Raw genomic sequence first — 19,892 nt, 5'->3', positions numbered from 1 at the left:
GTCGATTCGGGCTCAGGCCACGCGACTTTTTACCGATAAGGCCTGGAGTCCACGCGCTTGGCTTTGCATTGTCATCAGCAGCATCGGTGATAAAGTCCGCCCCTTGAGACTTATGGTCCTTCCCGTCCCCTTGGCTGGCAGCAGCTTCGGTGGGTCGCAATCCGCCAACCGGTAGAGCCGTGCCGCGGAAGGTTTTTTTTAACCAGCCAGATTCCCGGAAGCCGGGTTAGAGGTGAGCGAAATGATGCAGCAACACAGGTCCAATTCCTACCTGTTCGGGGGCAATGCGCCCTATGTAGAAGAGATGTACGAGGCCTACCTCGACAACCCGGCCTCGGTGTCCGACACCTGGCGCACGTATTTCGATGCGCTTCAGCATGTGCCCGCCACCGACGGCAGCGACGCCCGCGATGTGGCCCATGCACCGGTGATCGAATCCTTCGCACAGCGCGCCAAGGCCAATGCCTTCGGCAACAAGGCCTCCAGCGCCGATTTGGCCGTGGCCCGCAAGCAGGTCCATGTGCAGTCGCTGATTGCCGCCTACCGCAATGTCGGTTCGCGCTGGGCCGATCTGGATCCGCTGCAGCGCACCGAGCGCCCGCGCATTCCGGAGTTGGAGACCTCGTTCTATGACCTGATCGAGTCCGATATGGACATCCCGTTCAGCGCCACCAACACCTATTTCTCCAAAGCCGAGAACATGACGCTGCGCGAAATCGTGCAGGCCTTGCGTGAAACCTACTGCGGCAGCATCGGCGCCGAGTACATGCACACCACCGACCAGACCGAAAAGCGCTGGTGGCAAGAGCGCTTGGAAGCGATCCGCTCCAAGCCCAGCTTCACGGCCGATAAAAAGAAGCACATCCTCGGCCGCCTGACCGCCGCCGAAGGACTGGAACGTTATCTGCACACCAAGTACGTCGGCCAGAAGCGTTTCTCGCTGGAAGGTGGTGAGAGCTTCATCGCGGCGATGGACGAGTTGGTGCAGGGCGGCGGCGCGTCCGGCGTGCAAGAAATCGTCATCGGCATGGCCCACCGTGGCCGCCTCAATGTGCTGGTCAACACCCTGGGCAAGATGCCCAAGGACTTGTTCGACGAGTTCGAACACAAGGCCCCCGAAGACCTGCCGGCCGGCGACGTCAAGTACCACCAAGGTTTCTCCAGCGATGTGACCAGCCCCGGCGGCCCGATTCACCTGACGCTGTCCTTCAACCCTTCGCACCTGGAGATCGTCAATCCGGTGGTCGAGGGTTCGGTCAAGGCGCGCATGGACCGGCGTGGCGACAAGACGGGCGCGCAAGTGCTGCCGGTCTTGGTGCACGGCGACGCGGCTTTTGCCGGTCAGGGCGTCGTGATGGAAACGCTGGCGCTGGCGCAAACGCGTGGCTATTACACCGGCGGCACGGTGCACATCGTCATCAACAACCAGATCGGTTTCACAACTTCCGACCCGCGCGATAGTCGCTCGACCCTGTATTGCACCGACGTCGTGAAGATGATCGAGGCGCCGGTCTTGCACGTGAACGGCGATGATCCGGAAGCCGTGGTCTTGTGCACCCAGCTGGCGTTGGAATACCGCCAGCAGTTCAAGAAGGATGTTGTCGTCGACATCATCTGCTACCGCAAGCTGGGCCATAACGAGCAGGACACACCGGCGCTGACCCAGCCGCTGATGTACAAGAAAATTGCTTTGCACCCGGGCACCCGCAAGCTCTACGGCGACAAACTGATCGCCCAAGGCGTGCTGACCGCGACCGGCCCGGACGATATGTTCAAGGCCTACCGCGCCGCGATGGACGAAGGCCGCCACACGGTTGACCCGGTGCTGACCAACTTCAAGAGCAAGTACGCGACCGATTGGTCGCCTTACCTGGGCAAGAAGTGGACCGACTCCTGCGACACAGCGCTGCCGATGGCCGAGTTCAAACGCCTGGCCGAGCGCATCACCACGGTGCCCGAGACCTTCAAGGTGCACTCGCTGGTCGAGAAGGTCTTGGCCGACCGCGCCGCCATGGGCCGGGGCGAGATCAATGTCGACTGGGGCATGGGCGAGCATATGGCGTTCGCGTCGCTGGTGGCCAGCGGCTACCCGGTGCGTTTGTCGGGTGAGGATTGCGGCCGTGGCACTTTTGTGCACCGTCATGCCGTCTTGCATGACCAGAACCGCGAGAAGTGGGATTCGGGCACCTATGTGCCGCTGCAAAACGTCGCCGAAGGTCAGGCCCCGTTCGTCGTCATCGACTCCTTGCTGTCCGAAGAAGCGGTGCTGGGCTTTGAGTACGGTTACGCCTCGGCCGACCCGGTCACGCTGACGATCTGGGAAGCCCAGTTCGGCGATTTCGTCAACGGCGCGCAGGTCGTGATTGACCAGTTCATCGCTTCGGGTGAGGTCAAGTGGGGCCGCGCCAATGGTCTGACCCTGATGTTGCCGCATGGCTACGAAGGCCAAGGCCCTGAGCACAGCTCGGCGCGCCTGGAGCGCTTCATGCAATTGGCGGCCGACAACAATATGCAGATCGTGCAGCCGACTTCGGCCTCGCAGATTTTCCATGTCTTGCGTCGCCAGCAACTGCGCATGTTCCGCAAGCCGCTGATCATCTTGACGCCCAAGTCGCTGCTGCGTAACAAGGACGCGACCTCACCGATCACCGAGTTCACCAAGGGCGAGTTCAAGACCGTCATCGGCGAGCGCGATACGACGATCGATGCGTCGAAAGTCAAGCGCGTGGTCGCTTGCTCGGGCAAGGTCTATTACGACTTGGTCAAGTCGCGCACCGAGCGTAAGGCCACTGACGTTGCGCTGATCCGCGTCGAGCAGCTCTATCCTTTCCCGCACAAGGCATTTGCCGCCGAGCTGAAGAAGTACCCCAACTTGGCCGAAATTGTTTGGTGCCAGGATGAGCCGCAAAACCAGGGCTCATGGTTCTTTGTGCAGCACTATGTGCACGAGAACATGGTCGACGGCCAGAAGCTCGGCTACGCCGGCCGCCCGGCCTCGGCTTCGCCGGCCTGCGGCTATGCGCATCTGCACCAGGAACAGCAAAAGGCGCTGCTGGATCAGGCCTTCGGCAAGCTCAAGGGCTTCATCCTCACCAAGTAAGCAGCTGGCGTCGCGGGTCCGCGACGCCCCTCGCTCGGCACATTGCCCGGCACCCGAATAAATTGAAAGTTAGTTCATCATGGCCATCGTAGAAGTCAAAGTCCCCCAGTTGTCCGAATCCGTCGCTGACGGCACCTTGCTGACCTGGAAGAAGAAGCCCGGCGAAGCTGTTGCCATCGACGAAATCCTGGTTGAAATCGAGACCGACAAGGTCGTGTTGGAAGTGCCCGCGCCAAGCGCCGGCGTGATGGCCGAAATCGTCCGCAACGACGGCTCCAGCGTCGTCAGCGAGGAAGTCATCGCACGCATCGACACCGACGGCAAAGCCTCGGCTGGCGCTCCAGTCGCTGCTGCTGCTCCCGCGGCTGCAGCACCCGCCGCCGCTGTGGCAGTGGCTGCAGCCAAGGGTGATGTGGCCATGCCGGCCGCCGCCAAGCTGTTGGCCGAAGCCGGCATGAGCGCCAGCGCCGTTGCCGGCACCGGCAAGGATGGCCGCGTCACCAAGGGTGATGTCTTGGCAGCCAAGGCTGCCGTGCCAGCTCCCGTGGCTGTGCCTGTCGCCGCTGCAGTGGCCAAGCCGCTGCCGGCCGTGGCAGCGCCTGCCGCCATCAACTTGGGCGATCGCCCCGAGCAGCGCGTGCCCATGAGCCGCCTGCGCGCGCGAGTGGCCGAGCGTTTGCTTCAGTCGCAAGCCACCAACGCCATCCTGACCACCTTCAACGAAGTGAACATGGCGCCGCTGATGGAAATGCGCAAGCGCTTCCAGGAGAAGTTCGAGAAAGAGCATGGCGTCAAGCTCGGCTTCATGAGTTTCTTCGTCAAGGCCGCCGTGGCCGCCTTGAAGAAGTTCCCGGTCTTGAATGCATCGGTGGACGGCAATGACATCGTCTATCACGGCTACTTCGACATCGGCATCGCCGTCGGCTCGCCACGCGGTTTGGTGGTGCCGGTGATCCGCAATGCGGACCAGATGAGCTTTGCCGACATCGAAAAGAAGATCGCCGAGTTCGGCCAAAAGGCCAAGGAAGGCAAGATCTCGCTTGACGATTTGACCGGCGGCACCTTCTCGATCTCCAACGGCGGCACCTTCGGCTCGATGCTTTCGACCCCCATCATCAACCCGCCTCAATCGGCGATTCTGGGCGTGCATGCGACCAAGGACCGCGCTGTGGTCGAGAACGGTCAAGTGGTGGTGCGCCCGATCAACTATCTGGCCATGTCTTATGACCACCGCATCATTGACGGCCGCGAAGCCGTCTTGGGCTTGGTGACGATGAAGGATGCGCTGGAAGATCCATCGCGCCTGTTGTTTGACATCTGAATCGGAGCCTAGATTCATGACTACCAAACAATTCGACGTCCTCGTCATCGGCGGCGGCCCCGGCGGCTATATCGCGGCGATCCGCGCGGCGCAACTCGGCTTCAATGTCGCCTGCGTGGACGAGTGGAAGAACGAGAAGGGCGGCCCTGCGCCCGGCGGCACTTGCACCAATGTCGGCTGCATTCCTTCCAAGGCCTTGCTGCAGTCATCTGAGCATTTTGACCATGCCAACCATCACTTTGCCGAGCACGGCATTTCGGCCGACAACGTCAAGATGGACGTGGCCAAGATGCTTGCGCGCAAGGACATGGTCGTCAAGCAGAACAACGACGGCATCTTGTATCTGTTCAAGAAGAATAAGGTCACGTTCTTCCACGGTCGCGGCTCATTCCTTGGCGCCAAGGACGGCTTGTACGAGCTCAAGGCCGGCGAGGAAACCGTGCTGGCCAAGCATGTGATTCTGGCCACTGGCTCGAATGCCCGTCAGCTGCCGGGTGCCGCTTTCGATGAAGAGATGATTCTCTCCAATGACGGCGCGCTTCGCATCGGCGCGGTACCGAAGAAGTTGGGCGTTATCGGCTCCGGCGTGATTGGCTTGGAAATGGGCTCGGTCTGGCGCCGTCTGGGCGCCGACGTGACGGTCTTGGAAGGTCTGCCGACCTTCCTCGGCGCGGTTGACGAAGGCGTGGCCAAGGAAGCGGCCAAGCTGTTCAAGAAGCAAGGCCTCAAGATCGAGCTGGGCGTGAAGATCGGCGAGGTCAAGGCCACGAAGAAGAGTGTGAGCGTCAGCTACACCGATGCCAAGGGTGCCGAGCAAAAGGCCGAGTTCGACAAGCTGATCATCTCGATCGGCCGTGTCGCCAACACCATCGGTCTGAATGCTGAGGCTGTTGGCCTGAAGCTGGACGAACGCGGCGCCATCGAGGTGGACGGCGACTGCAAAACCAATCTGGCCAATGTCTGGGCGGTCGGCGATGTGGTGCGCGGCCCGATGCTGGCGCACAAAGCCGAGGAAGAGGGCGTTGCCGTGGCCGAGCGCATTGCCGGTCAGCACGGCCATGTCAACTTCAACACCATCCCTTGGGTGATCTACACCAGCCCGGAGATTGCCTGGGTGGGCCGCACGGAGCAGCAGCTCAAGGCGGACGGCGTGGCTTACAAGGCGGGGCAGTTCCCCTTCATGGCGAATGGCCGCGCGCGCGCTCTGGGTGACACCAATGGTTTCGTCAAGTTCCTGGCCGATGCCACGACCGACGAAATCCTGGGCGTGCACATCATCGGCCCGTTTGCTTCCGAATTGATCTCGGAGGCCGTCGTGGCGATGGAGTTCAAGGCCTCGGCCGAGGATATCGCGCGCATCTGCCATGCCCATCCTTCGCTGTCCGAAGCAACCAAGGAAGCGGCGTTGGCGGTTGACAAGCGCACGCTGAATTTCTGATTTCGAGTTTGATGTGTTGAACGAGAAGGGGCGGCCGGTGTCGCCCCTTTTCATTGGAAATTGCGCATGACGTCCCCCGAGACCACGGTTACCGAGCTTTACCAGCAGACCCTCGCCGAGCGCGGCTTTACGGCCGACCCGGCGCAGCTGCGCGCGGTCGCGGCGCTGCAGCGCTGCCAAGACGAATGGGCCGATTACAAGGCGCGTCGCAGCAATGTGGTGACCAAAATGCTGGTGCGCCCGCCCTTGCCGCGCGGCGTCTATATGTACGGCGGCGTAGGTCGTGGCAAGAGCTTCCTGATGGACTGCTTTTTCCAGGCCGTGCCGCTGACGCGCAAGACTCGCCTGCACTTCCATGAGTTCATGCGCGAGGTGCACCGCGAGTTGCATGAATTGAAGGGCATCGCCGACCCGCTGGAGGAATTGGGCAAACGCATTGCCAAGCGCTTCAGGCTGATCTGCTTTGATGAATTCCATGTGTCGGATGTGACCGACGCGATGATTCTGCATCGCTTGCTGGACGCCTTGTTCCGCAACCGCGTCAGCATCGTCACGACGTCCAACTTCATGCCCGATGGGCTCTACCCCAACGGCTTGCACCGCGACCGCATCTTGCCGGCGATCGCGCTGCTCAACGAGAAGCTCGAAGTCATCAATGTCGACAACGGCTTTGACTACCGCAGCCGCACGCTCGATCAGGTGGAGCTGTATCACTGCCCCCTCGACGAGACTGCCGACAAGGCCTTGAACACTGCGTTTGAAGCCTTGGCCGAGGCGCGCGACGAAGACCCTGATCTGCATATCGAGCAACGTCGGCTGCGCGCCCGGCGCCGCGCTGGCGGCGTGGTTTGGTTCGATTTCTCCACGCTTTGCGGCGGGCCGCGTTCGCAAAACGACTATCTGGAGTTGGCGACGCAGTTCCACACGGTCTTGCTCAGCAATGTGCCGGAAATGCCGCCGCGCTTGTCAAGTGAGGCCAGGCGCTTCACCTGGCTGATTGATGTGCTGTATGACAGGCGCGTCAAACTGGTGATGTCGGCGGCTGTAGCGCCGGAGGCGCTCTATACCGAAGGACCTTTGGCGCATGAATTTCCACGTACCGTGTCGCGGCTGCAGGAGATGCAATCCTCCGAGTATTTGGCGCTGGCTCGCCGCGATGTCGATACCAGCTTGACTTGATGATCCAGCCCGTGATGCACAGTTGTTCAGTGTTTGTTGTTTTGTTGTCGGCCGCTGTGGCCGGGGCTGCCGCTGCCGTCCTGGATGATCGCGCCGAACTGCGCACGCTGGACGAGCAACGCGCTGTCATAGAGGCGCAGTTCAAGGCCGACAGTGAACTGTGTGCTCGCCGTTTTTTCGTCAATGCCTGTTTGGATGATGCCAAGCTGCGGCGCAGTGCCGGCCTGAAGCCGCTGCAAGACCGGGAAGCGGTGCTGGACGCCAATGAGCGGCGTGCACGGGCCGAAGCACAGCGCGAGCGGGTGGCCGCGCGCGAGCGCGAATTTGCGCAGGCGCAAGGGCGTCTCCGCACCGCCGAGCTTTTGGCTCCCGCCCCAGCTCATGTGCCGCCAGCGTCCAAGGCCCAAGCCGCGCCTGCGCCCAAGCCAAGCAGCGAGAGTCAGCTGTCCACTCAGCGGGCCAAGGCGGCCCAGGCCAGCGAGGCAGCGCAGCGTCGGCAGGTGCAAAAGGCCGATTATTTGAGTGAGCAAGTGGCCAGGCAAAAAGCCGCTGAACGGCGTCAAGTTCTCAGGGATGAGAAGCTCAAAGGTAAGAAGCAGCCAACGGCCTTGCCTATCCCCAGCGCCGCCGATATCGAGGCCGCCGCGAGCGCTCCGCCCCTGCTCAAACGCTGAGCAAGCGTTGACCAGGCGTTGATTGGGTGCCGCTCAGGACAGCGCCTGCACTCGCACAATCGCTAGCGACAAATTGTCGCCACCGCCGCGCGCGCGCTGCCTGGCCTTGCTGATCAACAACTCCGCAGCCTCACGCGGGGGCAGGGTGTGCAGCACAACGCCCAACTCGCTGGGCGTGAAGAAGTGCCACAGGCCATCGCTGCAGCAGACAATTGTGTCGCCATCTTCGACCACCTCAATGCATTCGCTGCTGCCGACCGGGTCTTGCACCGTGCCCAGGCAGCCCGTCAGCAGATTGGATTGCGGGTGGGTAGAGGCTTCAGCCTCACTGAGCTCACCCTTATCGACCAGGCCTTGCACAAAGGAATGGTCGAGCGTGCGCTTGAGCAGATTCGGGCCTCGGAACAGATAGATGCGGGAGTCGCCGGAGTGAATCCAGTGGCAGCGTCGGTCGGCTGTGATCAAGAAGGCGGCGAGGGTGCTGTGCGGTTCTTCCTCGGCCGACAAGGCGGTCAGCTTGATCATCAGGTGGGCTTCGGAGAGGATCTGCTTGAGCAGCTCTTCGGCCGACTCTTTGCCGGGTACAAAGCGCTCAAACAATTGCTGGCTGGTCAGCAAGACTTGGTCGGCGGCTTTGCGCCCGCCGCTTTTTCCTCCCATGCCGTCAGCGACGACCGCAAGCAGGCAGGCGCTGTTGTGAGGGTGGAGAATCACCTCGACTTGGTCTTGTTGGTATTGACGGTCGCCCCGGTGGGTACCGGTAGCGGCGCTCAGGCGAAAGCCCGGGGGGGTGCGAGTCATGGGGAGGCCTGAAGTTCCTCAAAACTATAATCGCTAATCAAGCGCACACCGAGCCTGGCCGGGCCCATATGGATGAACAACTTCACTCTCTGTCTAGACGTCTGATCGAATTGCGTATGGAACATGCCGATCTGGATGTGCTGATCGATCGCGTTGCCTTGGAGCAGCCGCTGGATGAGTTGAGCCTGCGGCGCCTGAAAAAGCGCCGGCTGGGCCTGCGAGACTTGATCGTGCGCATCGAACAGGCTTGCGATCCCGATGAGCTGGCTTGAAGAGTTCTCTTTTTTGACTTCGTTTGATTTGACGCCACTTTGACGCGACCTTCCCCGCCCACGCTAGACGATTCCTTTGATGAGGGCTTTGGCGATGCCGCTGCCGAACCTCAGGAGGAAGTTCAAGCGCCTGCCGTCAGCGAACTTGAACAATGGGTGGCCGCCGCCTTTGACGAAGGTGGGCCGCTGGCGCGCAGTGATGCCGGCTACAAGCCGCGCGAGCAACAGCTGGCGATGAGCCAAGCGGTGGCCCGTGCGATCGCACGGCGTGAGACCTTGGTGGTCGAGGCGGGCACCGGCGTCGGCAAGACCTTTGCGTATCTGGTGCCGGCGCTGCTGTCCGGCGGGCGAGCCTTGATCAGCACCGCGACCAAGAATTTGCAGGACCAGCTCTTTATGCGCGATTTGCCTCGTCTGTGCGAGGCCTTGCAAATGCCGGTGCGGATCGCGCTGCTGAAAGGGCGCAGCAGCTATCTGTGCATTCACCGCATGAACCAGGCCCGCTACAGCAGCGAACTACCGGATCGGCGCGCGGTGATGGCATTGTCGCGGATCGAGATCTGGGCGCAGCAAACCAAGAGCGGCGACTTGGCCGAAATGGACGGCATGGACGAGCGCTCGCCGGTGATTCCGCTCGTTAGCTCCACGCGGGAGAACTGCCTGGGCAGCGAATGCCCGGAGTTTCGCGCCTGCTATGTGGTGAAGGCAAGGCGCGAGGCGATGGAGGCCGATGTGGTGGTCGTCAACCATCATCTGTTTTTTGCCGATATGACGTTGCGCGACACCGGCGTGGCGGAGCTCTTGCCCAGTGTTGATCTGGCCGTGTTCGACGAGGCGCATCAGCTGGCCGAGGCCGGTGTGCAGTTTCTGGGCCTGATGCTGGGAACGGCGCAACTGCTTGATTTTGGCCGCGATGTTCTGGGGCTGGGGCTGGCGCAAGCGCGTGGCTTGCAGGACTGGCAGGGCTTGCAGCTGCACATCGAGCGCGCAGCGCGCGAGTTGCGCCTGGTTTGCGCGGGGCCCTTGGCGGCCAATGGCCGCGAGGTCCGAGGCATGCTCAAGCTCGCTTGGGCCGAGCGCGCCGGCCGGCCAGGCTTTGATGTGGCGCTGGCCGACGTCAGCGCGGCGGCCGAGTTGGCCATCGAGATGCTGGCGACCGTCAAAGACAGTTCACCCGACTTTGTGCGTCTGCATGAAAGGGCGGTCGAGTTGCGTTCGCTGGCCGAGGTCTTTGCCGCGGAACCCGAGGCGGCAGATGTGCGCTGGATCGACCTGACGCCCCATCAGGCGCGCTTGATCGAGTCGCCCTTGGACATTCGCGAGGCGATGATCGAGCAATTGGCTCGCGCCCCCAAGGCCTGGATATTCACCTCGGCCACGCTCGGTGATGACGATCGATTGACCTGGTTTACCGAGCCTGCCGGGCTGGATGATGCGACCGTGCTGCGAGTGGGCAGCCCGTTCAACTATGCAGAAAATGCCAGGCTCTACATCCCGCGCAATTTTCCCAAGCCGAGCGAGCCCGAGCACCCGGGCCAGGTTGCTGCCTTGGCGGCCCGTTGCGCAAGAGCCTTGGGTGGGCGGACCTTTGTGCTAACGACGACTTTGCGTGCATTGCAAAGCATTGGTGACGGCTTGCGGCGCGAATTTGAAACGGGTGGTGACAGCTTGATGGTCTTGCAGCAAGGGGCCGCACCCAAGCGCGTGCTGCTGCAACAGTTCATCGACGATCCGCGTGCGGTCTTGGTCGGTTCGGCGAGCTTTTGGGAGGGCATCGATGTGCCGGGAGACACGCTGCAATGCGTGCTGATCGACAAATTGCCGTTTCCGCCTCCCAATGATCCGCTGGTTGAAGCGCGGGTCAAGCGGCTAGAGGCGGCCGGGCGCAATGCGTTCGCGCATTACTTCATTGCCGAGGCGGCGATCGCGCTGAAACAGGGCGGCGGGCGACTGATACGTACCGAGCAAGATAAAGGTCTGCTGGTCGTCTGCGACCCGCGCATGGCAGGCATGAATTACGGCCGGCGCCTGCGTGAAGCCTTGCCGCCTATGACCCGCTTGGCTGAGGAGGCCGAAGCGCTGGACTGGTTGGCCCTGCTGGCCGAGGAGCGAAATTTGGGCTAGAGCGGACCAAAAAAAGCGCGTGTCATGCACGCGCTTTTCAATCAGCTCTCAGCGCTTAGATGTCAGCGCTCACCAAAGCTTCCACCAGGCTTTGTCGGCATTGGCGCCGCCGCTGGCGTAAATGCCTTTCGGAAAGCTCTGCTGCAAGACCCGCTGTGCGTCATCGCGCAGCGGACGCAGGCCGAGCTTGTCGTAGCTTTGGGTCATCAGGTAGAGCGCTTCTTCAACGGCGGGCGCATTCTGGAATTCCTGCACCGCGCGCTGCGCCCGATTGGCCGCTGCGACATAAGCGCCACGGTTGTAATAGTAGCGAGCGACATGCACCTCGTAATTGGCCAGCGTGTTGGTGATGTAGTCCACCCGCACGCGGGAGTCGGGTGCGTATTTGGAATCGGGGAATTGCTCCAGCACTTGCCTGAAGGCGAGCAAGGCATCGCGCGCTGCTTGTTGATCGCGCTCCGAAATATCTTGGCTGGCGATGCGTCCAAACAGCCCCAGGTCTTCATTGAAGTTGACCAGGCCCTTCATGTAAATCGCGTAGTCCAGGGCCGGGCTGGACGGGTTGAGTTTGATAAAGCGCTCCAGCGTGGTGACGGCTTGCGCCCGCTCACCCGAGCGGTGGTAGGCCCAGGCCAAATCGAGCTGCGCTTGCTGGCCCAACAAGGTACCGGCGGCACGCCCTTCGACCTTTTCCAGCGTCTTGATCGCGCGGTCAAAACTGCCCGATGCCATGTCTTCCTTGGCCTCTGCGTACAATTTGTCTAAATTGGCCTGCGAGTTCGGATCATCTTTGGGGTCGGAAGAGCAGGCCGCCAGCGTCAAGGCAAGCAGACCGGCAGCACCAAGCAGCCAGCCGCGCGAGCGACGTGAAGCCTTGACGGGCGAACCCTGGCCCGAGGCTGAGGCAGCCGGCTGGGGCTGCTGTGACGGGTGGCTTTGCACGCAATTTTCTATCATGATCCCTACAGGGCGGTGCAGATCACCAGCCCTTACTCTGAAGACGGAGCTTTGATTATATGGTTCAGGCCCTGCCTGCAAGTGAGCCCACCGCCCAGACGGTCGGTGACGATGAATGGGATGCCGAACAAACCGGCCTGGTTGATGAAGTTGAGGCGCGTGAGGCGCAAGTTGATTCGACTTGGCATAACCAAAGACTGGATCGCTTCTTGGTGCAGATCGCGCCCGAGTTTTCGCGCAATCATCTGCAAAGTCTGATTGACATCGGCTGCGTCAAGATCAACGGCGTGGTCGCCAGCAGTGCCTCGCGCAAGTTATTGGCCGGTCAAAATGTGCGCATCGAGTTGCAGCCGACGGCCGAGAGTCGCGCCTTTAAAGCAGAAGCGCTGCATCTGGACATCGTCTATGAGGATGAGCATGTGCTGGTGCTCAACAAGGCCGCCGGCATGGTCGTGCATCCGGCCTCGGGCAATTGGTCCGGCACCGTCATGAACGGTTTGCTGGCTCATCACCCGGCTGCGGCCGCCTTGCCGCGTGCCGGTATCGTGCACCGTTTGGACAAAGACACCACCGGCTTGATGATGGTGGGCAAGAGTCGCGAGGCGGTGACAGCCTTGACAAGGATGATTGGCGCGCGCGAGGTGCACCGAGAGTACTTGGCCTTGGTGTTTGGCCGCGTGCCTGAGCAAATGGAGATCAATGCGCCGATTCGCCGCGACCTGATTTCCCGCATCAAGATGGCCGTGTTGGCCACCGGCAAGCCATCGCGCACCGATGTCTATGCCTTGGGGATCGGCGAGGAGGGCGTGCGCAGTATCAGCGCAGTGCACTGCGTCTTGCACAGCGGGCGCACGCATCAGATTCGTGTGCATTTGTCGCACAAAGGCTATCCCTTGGTGGCCGACACGCTCTATGGCGGTGTGCCGGCATTGGGGCTAACAAGACAAGCTTTGCACGCGGCTCGGCTCGGGTTTACCCACCCTATCAGCGGCGAGGCCTTGCAATTTGATGCGCCTTTGCCACAGGATTTGGCATCTGCATGGTCTTTACTGGGCTTGGTTGAGCCGCAATGGCCTGATTAAGTGTTCAGAGGGCGTTACAATCACGCTTGGTTGAAGCAGCAATGGCGTCGCGAAGAGGTTTTAAGCCCGACCGACGCGCATCTTCTTCCCTCAGCCTTGTGCGTGCTTTGTTTGATGGCTTGTGGGTTATCAGGCAAGCCGCAATTTCTCCGCCTCTTTAGTCGCGGGTGAGACGCAGGCCTCAAGTCAAATTGCTTGCAGGCAAGGTCAGCTCCAGAGGACTGGACCCCAAAATTTCCCCGCATGAATCGGGACAAATGACGAAAGTCAATGAATACACAGGATGCTAAGCGCGTCCTAGAGACCGCGCTGATATGTGCTCAGCAACCATTGACCCTGCGCGAAATGCGCAGTTTGTTTGCCGACGCTGTCGGCCCGGACACTTTGCGTAGCGTGTTGGATGAGTTGACGCGGGACTGGGAAGGGCGCGGTGTCGAGTTGGTGGCAGTGGCTTCGGGTTGGCGTTTTCAGAGTCGGCCCGAGTTGCGCGAGTATCTGGATCGCTTGCATCCCGAGAAGCCGCAGCGCTACTCCAGGGCAGTAATGGAGACTTTGGCCATCATTGCTTACCGTCAGCCGGTGACCCGAGGTGATATTGAAGACATTCGAGGCGTTGTGGTCTCGACGCAGATCGTCAAGCAGTTGGAAGATCGTGGTTGGATTGATGCGATTGGTTACCGCGAGGCGCCCGGACGACCGGCGCTGTACGCCACCACACGTCAATTTCTCGACGATCTTGGCCTGAGCAGTCTGGAGCAGTTGCCTACCCTGGATTTCGGTGTGGCGCCGGCCCAGGCCTTGGCTGAAGCAGCTGGCCTGCAAGGCGAATTGATCAACGAAATAGATGAAATGAATGAGCCGATTGAGTTGACCGAGGGTCTCGAGAGCCCGGTTACCGATGGAGCTGAACCTGACACGGGTTCAGGGCTCACCGCAAGTTCCCCCACCGCGCCTATCGTCAGCGATACAGGCGCATCCGTTCCGGCCCAGCCGGATCCACTGTCTGACGCCGCCGATCAGGTGCACACCGACGCATGAATTCAAACGATATCGACCCCAAAGCCCAGCCCGATGCTCTCGGCGCCCCCTCCAGCGAAGCCGGCGAAGTTGCCGCACCCAAGCGCAAACGCAGTCCGGCCAAGCCTAAGGCTGACGCTTTGCCGGCGGCTGAGGTGGTTCAGGTAGCTGAGGCCGCTGCGCCCGTCAGCGTCGAAGCGGCTGCTGCGACCAAGCCGCGCGCGCCGCGCAAGACTGTGGCCAAAAAGCCTGCTGTCGAGGTGCAGGTTGAGGTCGTAGCGACGCAAGTGCCGCAAGCTCCCGCAGCCGAAGTTGTCGCAGAAGTTGTCGCAGAAGTAGTCGCAGAAGAGGCGCCAAAGCGTCGCGCGCCCCGCAAGACGGCGAGCAAAGCGGTCGATGCGGCGCCTGTAGCTATGGTTGATGGGGCGGCGGTTGCTCCGGCTGCTGAAGCGGTATCGATTGAGTCTAAACCGCTGTTCAGCTTGGCACCTGAGGTCGAGCCCGTGAGCGCAGGCTCGGTGGATTCAAGCGAGTCAGCCGAAGCTGGTGAAGCTGGTGAAGCGGATGCATCAAACGAGGCTGGCGAGCGCGGTGGGCGCAATCGCAATCGCCGGCGTGGCCGCAAGGATGGCGCCGAGGGCTTTGAGCCGCGTGCTCCACGGGCTGAAGTGGCCGCAGCCGAGCCAGCGCCCGAGTTGTTGGCGGCGGTGGGTGAGCGCTTTGCCGAGGTCTTGGCGGGCGAGTTCGGCGAGGCCGACGACGAGGTTGATGATCTTCCTGAAGTTCAGGAAGAAGAGGAAGTCGAGAGCAAGCGCGTCTTGGCAGCCGAGGCCGATGCGCCCAAGTTGCAGAAGGTGCTGGCGCAAGCCGGCATCGGTTCGCGCCGCGACATCGAAGACATGATTGCCGATGGCAAGATCGAAGTGAACGGCGAAGTCGCCCATATCGGTCAGCGCATCTCCTTTGGTGACAATGTGCGGGTGGCGGGCAAAGCCATTCGCATCCGTATTTCACCGCCGCCACCGCGCATCCTGGCCTATCACAAGCCGGCCGGTGAGGTCGTGACCTTCAATGACCCCGAAGGCCGCCCGACGGTGTTCCGTCACCTGCCGCGTTTGCAGCAGGGCAAGTGGCAGGCGGTGGGCCGTCTGGACATGAATACCGAGGGTTTGCTGCTGTTCACCAACTCTGGCGAGTTGGCGAATCAGTTGATGCACCCGCGCTTCGGCGTCGAGCGTGAGTACGCGGTGCGCGTCTTGGGCACCTTGAACAACGAGCAGCGTGCACGTTTGCTGGAGGGCGTGATCATTGAAGGTCAGAAGGCGGCCTTCAAGAGCATTGAAGACGGCGGCGGCGAGGGCATCAACCGCTGGTACCGCGTGGTCATCACCGAAGGCCGCAACCGCGAAGTGCGCAAGCTGTTTGACTCGATGGGCCTGACGGTGAGTCGTTTGATCCGCATTCGATATGGCACGGTGGTGTTGCCGCGTGGCCTGAAGCGTTGTGTCTGGATCGAGTTGGGTGAGGACGATGTGCAAGTGATTCGACGCTTGGCCGGCGGCGATCAGGCACGCGGTGGGCGCGATGAGCGCGGCGACCGCAATGACCGTGGTGCGCGCGGTGAGCGCAATGCGGGCCGTGGTGGCGAGCGGGGCGGTGATCGTGATCGCGGAGAGCGAAGCCCTGAGCGCGGTAGTGAGCGCGGTAACGAGCGCGGCGCCGAGCGCGGCCCTGATCGTGGCGGCGAGCGCAATGCAGAACGTGGCAATGCCGAGCGCGGCAGTGCGAACACGCGCGGACGTCGTGCCGATGGGCGCCATGCCGGTGTTGGCCCGCGCCCAAGTCGGGTCGCGGAGGCGCCTGAGCGCGCGCCGGGCAATGACAGGGGCGATCGCGGAGACCGTGGCGATCGCGGTGACCGCCCGCAAGGTCGCGGCCGCGATGGTGGCTATGACAGGCCGGCCGAGCGCTTCAGCGAGCGGCCGCCGGAGCGAGCCAACGAGCGCGGCCCCGATCGTGGTGATGATGACTTTGAAGAAGCTATCCCGCGCAATATCAACCCCCTTGAGCAAACCTTCGATCGCCGTTTTGCCGGCAAGGGTCGGGGCATTCCGTCGGGCTTTGGCGCCGGCGGCAGCGCCCCGGATCGCGGCGGCAGGCAGGGTGGTGGGCGAGGGGACGGTGGCCGCAGCGATGGGCCGCGTCAGCCGGATCCCTTGCAGACTTCGGTCGGCTATATCGGCGCGGATGCCTTTGTGCGTCGCAGCGGTCGTGGCGGCGGCGGTGGCGGTGGTCGTGGCGGCCAGGGTGGTCAGGGTGGCCACAACGGCGGCGGCGGTCGTTCCGGCGGCGGCTACGGCGGCCGCAATCGCTGAGATTGGCTCGGCCTGTTCTCGGCCGGGGCCTTGTTGGCTCCGCCGAGCTGCCTGACACCATCACACAGTACAATTCTTGGTTTTGCCAAGCCCTAAGATTTCAGGAGAATACCCATGGCTATCGAACGTACCCTTTCCATCATCAAGCCCGACGCAGTGGCTAAGAATGTCATCGGCCAGATCTACGCTCGTTTCGAAGGCGCTGGCCTGAAGATCGTCGCGGCCCGCATGGCACACTTGTCGCGCGGCGAAGCCGAAGCCTTCTACGGCGTGCACAAGGCGCGTCCTTTCTTCAACGACCTGGTGAACTTCATGATCTCCGGTCCCGTGATGATCCAGGCGCTGGAAGGCGAGAACGCCATCCTGACCCACCGTGATCTGATGGGCGCCACCGATCCTAAGAAGGCCGAGAAGGGCACCATCCGCGCCGACTTCGCTGACAGCATCGACGCCAATGCCGTGCACGGTTCCGACGCCGCAGAAACTGCAGCCGTTGAAATCGCGTTCTTCTTCCCCGGCATGAACGTCTACAGCCGTTAATTCGGCTTGAATTGGTTTTGCCTCACAGCCGCTCGGGCCTTGAGGCCTGAGAGGCGAGAGGCATCATCATGGACGCGGTCAACCTACTTGGTTTCGATCTAGAGGGCCTGGCCGCGTATTGCGAGCAGCTGGGTGAAAAGCGCTTTCGCGCGACCCAGCTGTTTCGTTGGATTCATCAAAAAGGCGCGTCTGATTTTGATCAGATGTCTGACCTGGCCAAGTCGCTGCGCGACAAACTGGCTTCCCGGGCGCACATCACTGCGTTGTCGGTGATTTCCGAACATAACTCTGCCGACGGCACGGTCAAGTGGCTGTTTGACGTTGGCGCGGGTGACGCGGTCGAGGCGGTGTTCATCCCTGAAACCGACCGCGGCACGCTGTGTATTTCCAGCCAGGCAGGTTGCGCCGTCGGCTGCCGTTTTTGTTCGACCGGCCACCAGGGCTTCAGCCGCAATCTGTCGGCGGGCGAGATCATTGCCCAGCTTTGGTATGCCGAGCACAGCTTGCGCAAGCGCTTCGGCAAGAGCGAGCGCGTCATCTCCAATGTCGTCATGATGGGCATGGGCGAGCCGCTGCAAAACTACAGTGCGCTGGTGCCGGCCCTGCGCATGATGCTGGATGACCATGGCTACGGCCTATCGCGCCGCCGCGTGACCGTGTCGACTTCGGGCGTGGTCCCGATGATCGACCGCTTGCGCGATGACTGCCCGGTGGCCTTGGCCGTGTCGCTGCATGCGCCGACCGACGCGCTGCGCGATCAGTTGGTGCCTTTGAATAAGAAGTATCCAATTGCCGAGTTGCTGGATGCCTGCAATCGCTACTTGGACAAAGCGCCGCGCGACTTCATTACCTTTGAATACTGCATGTTGGACGGTGTCAATGACACGCCCGAGCAGGCTCACGCCTTGGTCGAGCTCTTGCGCGGCCATGTGTCTTGCAAGATCAACCTGATTCCATTCAACCCGTTTCCAGCCTCCGGGCTGAAGCGCAGTTCGCGTGAGCGGGTGACGGCATTTGCCGAAATTTTGATCCAGTCCGGCTTGGTCACGACCGTGCGAAAAACCCGTGGTGATGACATTGATGCCGCTTGCGGGCAGTTGGCGGGCGAGGTGCAAGACCGCACCCAGGTTCAGGTGCGTATGGTCCGAGCGCCAATGATGGTAAAAGGCGCGGATCCATCCTGAATGCCCAATCGAGCGTTAGCTGAATGATGAACCGCATGAATCGTATGAAAATTGCTTTGCCGGCTTTTCGCTTCGGCGCTGCGCAGCGTTTGAGCATGTGCTTTGTCATCGTCGTGGCGACTTGCGGCGTGAGCGGCTGCGCGACGCCGGCTGGGTCCAAAGCAGAAGAGCCCCGCACAGCGTCGGATCAGACCGATGCGGATCGCCGCGCCAGCGTGCGTATGGAGATGGCGGCAGCCTATTTCAGCCGCGGGCAGTTCAACACCGCGTTGGATGATGTCAAGCTAGCGCTGAGTCTGAAGCCCGACTTGCGTGAAGCCGTCAATCTGCGTGGTTTGATCTATGCCGCCATGGGCGAAACCAAATTGGCCGAAGACAGCTTCAAGCGAGCTTTGCAGCTTTATCCTCGTGATCCGGATACCTTGCACAACTTCGGTTGGCTCTTGTGTCAGGAGCAGCGTTGGGCCGAAGCCGACGTTCAATTTGATTTGGCTCTGGCGCAGGCCAGCTACCGTGCGCCGTCCCGAACGCTGATGGCCAAGGGGATTTGCGAGGCACGTGCGGGCCGCATGGCCGAGGCTGAGCGCAGCTTGGCCAAGGCTTTTGAATATGATCCCGCCAGCCCGGCGGTGGCGGTGAACTTTGCCGAAGTGCTGTACCGTAACGGGCAATATGTGCGGGCTCAGTTCTATATCAAACGCGTCAACGCGCAGCCCGAATTCAGCAACTCGCAAAGTGTCTGGCTGGCCTTGCGCATCGAGCGCCGGCTGGGTAACACTAAATCGGTGGATGAATTGAGCCAAGCCCTGCGAAATAAATATCCGGACTCACCGGAGCGGCTGGCCTTGGACGATGGGCGATTCGATGAATGAGGGGGAAGGGATGTCTTCAGACCTGAGCGGGGCGGAGCCTTTGCTGGCTCAGCCTTTGCCGCCGGCAAGTGCGGGTGCGATGCTGCGTGACTTGCGCAGCAAGCAGGGTTTGCACATAGGTGCCATGGCTGCGATGTTGAAGGTGCCTCAAGCGAAGTTGGAGGCACTGGAGGCCGACCGCTGGAAGGACTTGCCGGACGCCACCTTCGCACGTGCTCTGGCCAAGGCCATGTGCCGGGTCTTGAAGGTGGACGCGCAAGCGGTGCTGGCCTTGTTGCCCAAAGGCAATGAGCCCGAATTGATGGTGTCGCGCGGCTTGAATCAGCCCTACCGTGAGCATGATGGCCGCTCCGAGGGCTTGTCGCTGGCTATCTTCAAGCGTCCACTGGTCCTCAGTGCTTTGTTGTTGTTGGCGGCAGCGGCGGCGGTTTATTTGATGCCGGCAGGCTGGGTGGATAAGTTGGGTCAGAGCCAGGTCAAGGCTCCCGAGCTGCTGCCTGCGCCGCAATCCAATCCTGTCGTCGAGGAACCCACCTTGATTGAGCCGGCAGCCTCGGCGGTGTTGCCGGCTATAGAGCCTTCACCCGCGGCATCGCTGGCTGCGGCCACCACTTTGATGCCCGTCGCTGTGGCGCCAGTCAAGGCGGCCTCCAACACTGCGGCTGTTGCTTCGTCCGCTGTTGCGCCGGCAGCAGTGCCTCAGGCAGCGCCGGCTGGGGCAGTACCCTTGACCATCAAAATTTCGGCCGAGTCCTGGGTCGAAGTGGTCGACGCCCGAGGTCAGGTTTTGCTGTCCAAGACCTTGCGCGTTGGTGAGGATCAGACCTTGTCTGGCTTGCCGCCTTTGAAAGTCAAAGTTGGCAATGTGGCGGGTACCGAAATGCATCTGCGCGGCAGCAAAGTTGATCTTGCTGGGCAGGCGCAGAACAATGTCGCCCGCATTGAGTTGAACTGAA

At 61.6% G+C, this 19,892-nt stretch carries 16 protein-coding genes; 14 read left to right on the top strand and 2 right to left on the bottom strand.

From position 1 onward, the window contains the following. Nucleotides 1-241 precede the first annotated feature (241 nt). The 5 genes from LNV09_RS13520 (at nucleotide 242) to LNV09_RS13500 (ending at nucleotide 7,712) form a co-directional block, all read left to right on the top strand. Nucleotides 242-3,100, top strand: a complete 2,859-nt coding sequence (locus LNV09_RS13520) for a 2-oxoglutarate dehydrogenase E1 component (protein ID WP_263557599.1) — start codon at nucleotides 242-244, stop codon at nucleotides 3,098-3,100. A 79-nt stretch (nucleotides 3,101-3,179) separates the two neighbouring features. Continuing rightward, nucleotides 3,180-4,421 carry a 2-oxoglutarate dehydrogenase complex dihydrolipoyllysine-residue succinyltransferase gene (gene odhB, locus LNV09_RS13515; RefSeq protein WP_263557598.1) on the top strand — a complete coding sequence of 414 codons (1,242 nt, stop codon included), beginning with the start codon at nucleotides 3,180-3,182 and terminating at the stop codon, nucleotides 4,419-4,421. Nucleotides 4,422-4,437: 16 nt separating this feature from the next. Continuing rightward, nucleotides 4,438-5,859, top strand: a complete 1,422-nt coding sequence (lpdA, locus tag LNV09_RS13510) for a dihydrolipoyl dehydrogenase (protein WP_263557597.1) — start codon at nucleotides 4,438-4,440, stop codon at nucleotides 5,857-5,859. A 66-nt stretch (nucleotides 5,860-5,925) separates the two neighbouring features. Continuing rightward, nucleotides 5,926-7,038: a cell division protein ZapE gene (gene zapE / locus LNV09_RS13505; protein WP_263557596.1), complete on the top strand. Its 1,113-nt coding sequence runs from the start codon at nucleotides 5,926-5,928 to the stop codon at nucleotides 7,036-7,038. A gap of 14 nt (nucleotides 7,039-7,052) precedes the next feature. Next, complete coding sequence (locus tag LNV09_RS13500; protein WP_263557595.1) at nucleotides 7,053-7,712, top strand: hypothetical protein; 660 nt, start codon at nucleotides 7,053-7,055, stop codon at nucleotides 7,710-7,712. Nucleotides 7,713-7,745: 33 nt separating this feature from the next. Here the strand turns inward: LNV09_RS13500 and LNV09_RS13495 are convergent, their stop codons facing one another. After that, entirely contained in the window at nucleotides 7,746-8,513 is a 768-nt protein-coding gene (locus LNV09_RS13495) for a PP2C family protein-serine/threonine phosphatase (protein ID WP_263557594.1), read from the bottom strand. 68 nt (nucleotides 8,514-8,581) lie between these two features. On the opposite strand from LNV09_RS13495, the gene LNV09_RS13490 reads away from it, so the two are divergent. Continuing rightward, nucleotides 8,582-8,785, top strand: a complete 204-nt coding sequence (locus LNV09_RS13490) for a YdcH family protein (protein ID WP_263531917.1) — start codon at nucleotides 8,582-8,584, stop codon at nucleotides 8,783-8,785. 156 nt (nucleotides 8,786-8,941) lie between these two features. Then, nucleotides 8,942-10,909, top strand: a complete 1,968-nt coding sequence (yoaA, locus tag LNV09_RS13485; protein ID WP_263557830.1) for a DNA repair helicase YoaA — start codon at nucleotides 8,942-8,944, stop codon at nucleotides 10,907-10,909. 69 nt (nucleotides 10,910-10,978) lie between these two features. On the opposite strand, the gene LNV09_RS13480 is transcribed toward yoaA, so the two are convergent. Then, nucleotides 10,979-11,758 carry an outer membrane protein assembly factor BamD gene (locus LNV09_RS13480; RefSeq protein WP_318023298.1) on the bottom strand — a complete coding sequence of 260 codons (780 nt, stop codon included), beginning with the start codon at nucleotides 11,756-11,758 and terminating at the stop codon, nucleotides 10,979-10,981. A gap of 167 nt (nucleotides 11,759-11,925) precedes the next feature. On the opposite strand from LNV09_RS13480, the gene LNV09_RS13475 reads away from it, so the two are divergent. The 7 genes from LNV09_RS13475 to LNV09_RS13445 all read left to right on the top strand — a co-directional run bounded on the left by LNV09_RS13475 (nucleotide 11,926) and on the right by LNV09_RS13445 (nucleotide 19,891). Next, complete coding sequence (locus LNV09_RS13475; RefSeq protein WP_263557593.1) at nucleotides 11,926-12,948, top strand: RluA family pseudouridine synthase; 1,023 nt, start codon at nucleotides 11,926-11,928, stop codon at nucleotides 12,946-12,948. 270 nt (nucleotides 12,949-13,218) lie between these two features. Next, nucleotides 13,219-13,986: an SMC-Scp complex subunit ScpB gene (gene scpB, locus LNV09_RS13470; RefSeq protein WP_263557592.1), complete on the top strand. Its 768-nt coding sequence runs from the start codon at nucleotides 13,219-13,221 to the stop codon at nucleotides 13,984-13,986. Next, nucleotides 13,983-16,340 (top strand): pseudouridine synthase, encoded by a 2,358-nt coding sequence (locus LNV09_RS13465; protein WP_263557591.1) that lies wholly within the window; start codon nucleotides 13,983-13,985, stop codon nucleotides 16,338-16,340. The genes scpB and LNV09_RS13465 overlap by 4 nt, the downstream gene beginning before the upstream one ends. Before the next feature lie 114 nt (nucleotides 16,341-16,454). Further along, nucleotides 16,455-16,880 carry a nucleoside-diphosphate kinase gene (gene ndk, locus LNV09_RS13460; protein WP_263557590.1) on the top strand — a complete coding sequence of 142 codons (426 nt, stop codon included), beginning with the start codon at nucleotides 16,455-16,457 and terminating at the stop codon, nucleotides 16,878-16,880. 68 nt (nucleotides 16,881-16,948) lie between these two features. Next, nucleotides 16,949-18,064 carry a dual-specificity RNA methyltransferase RlmN gene (gene rlmN / locus LNV09_RS13455; protein WP_263557589.1) on the top strand — a complete coding sequence of 372 codons (1,116 nt, stop codon included), beginning with the start codon at nucleotides 16,949-16,951 and terminating at the stop codon, nucleotides 18,062-18,064. Between the two features lie 35 nt (nucleotides 18,065-18,099). After that, a complete protein-coding gene (gene pilW / locus LNV09_RS13450) occupies nucleotides 18,100-18,936 on the top strand; it encodes a type IV pilus biogenesis/stability protein PilW (RefSeq protein WP_263557588.1) in 837 nt (278 codons plus the stop codon). 10 nt (nucleotides 18,937-18,946) lie between these two features. After that, nucleotides 18,947-19,891 carry a helix-turn-helix domain-containing protein gene (locus tag LNV09_RS13445; RefSeq protein WP_263557587.1) on the top strand — a complete coding sequence of 315 codons (945 nt, stop codon included), beginning with the start codon at nucleotides 18,947-18,949 and terminating at the stop codon, nucleotides 19,889-19,891. Nucleotide 19,892: the final 1 nt, after the last annotated feature.

This window comes from Paucibacter sp. B2R-40, from assembly GCF_025717555.1.
Taxonomy (GTDB): Bacteria; Pseudomonadota; Gammaproteobacteria; order Burkholderiales; family Burkholderiaceae_C; genus Paucibacter_A.
This window is presented reverse-complemented; position numbering and strand designations above follow the sequence as displayed.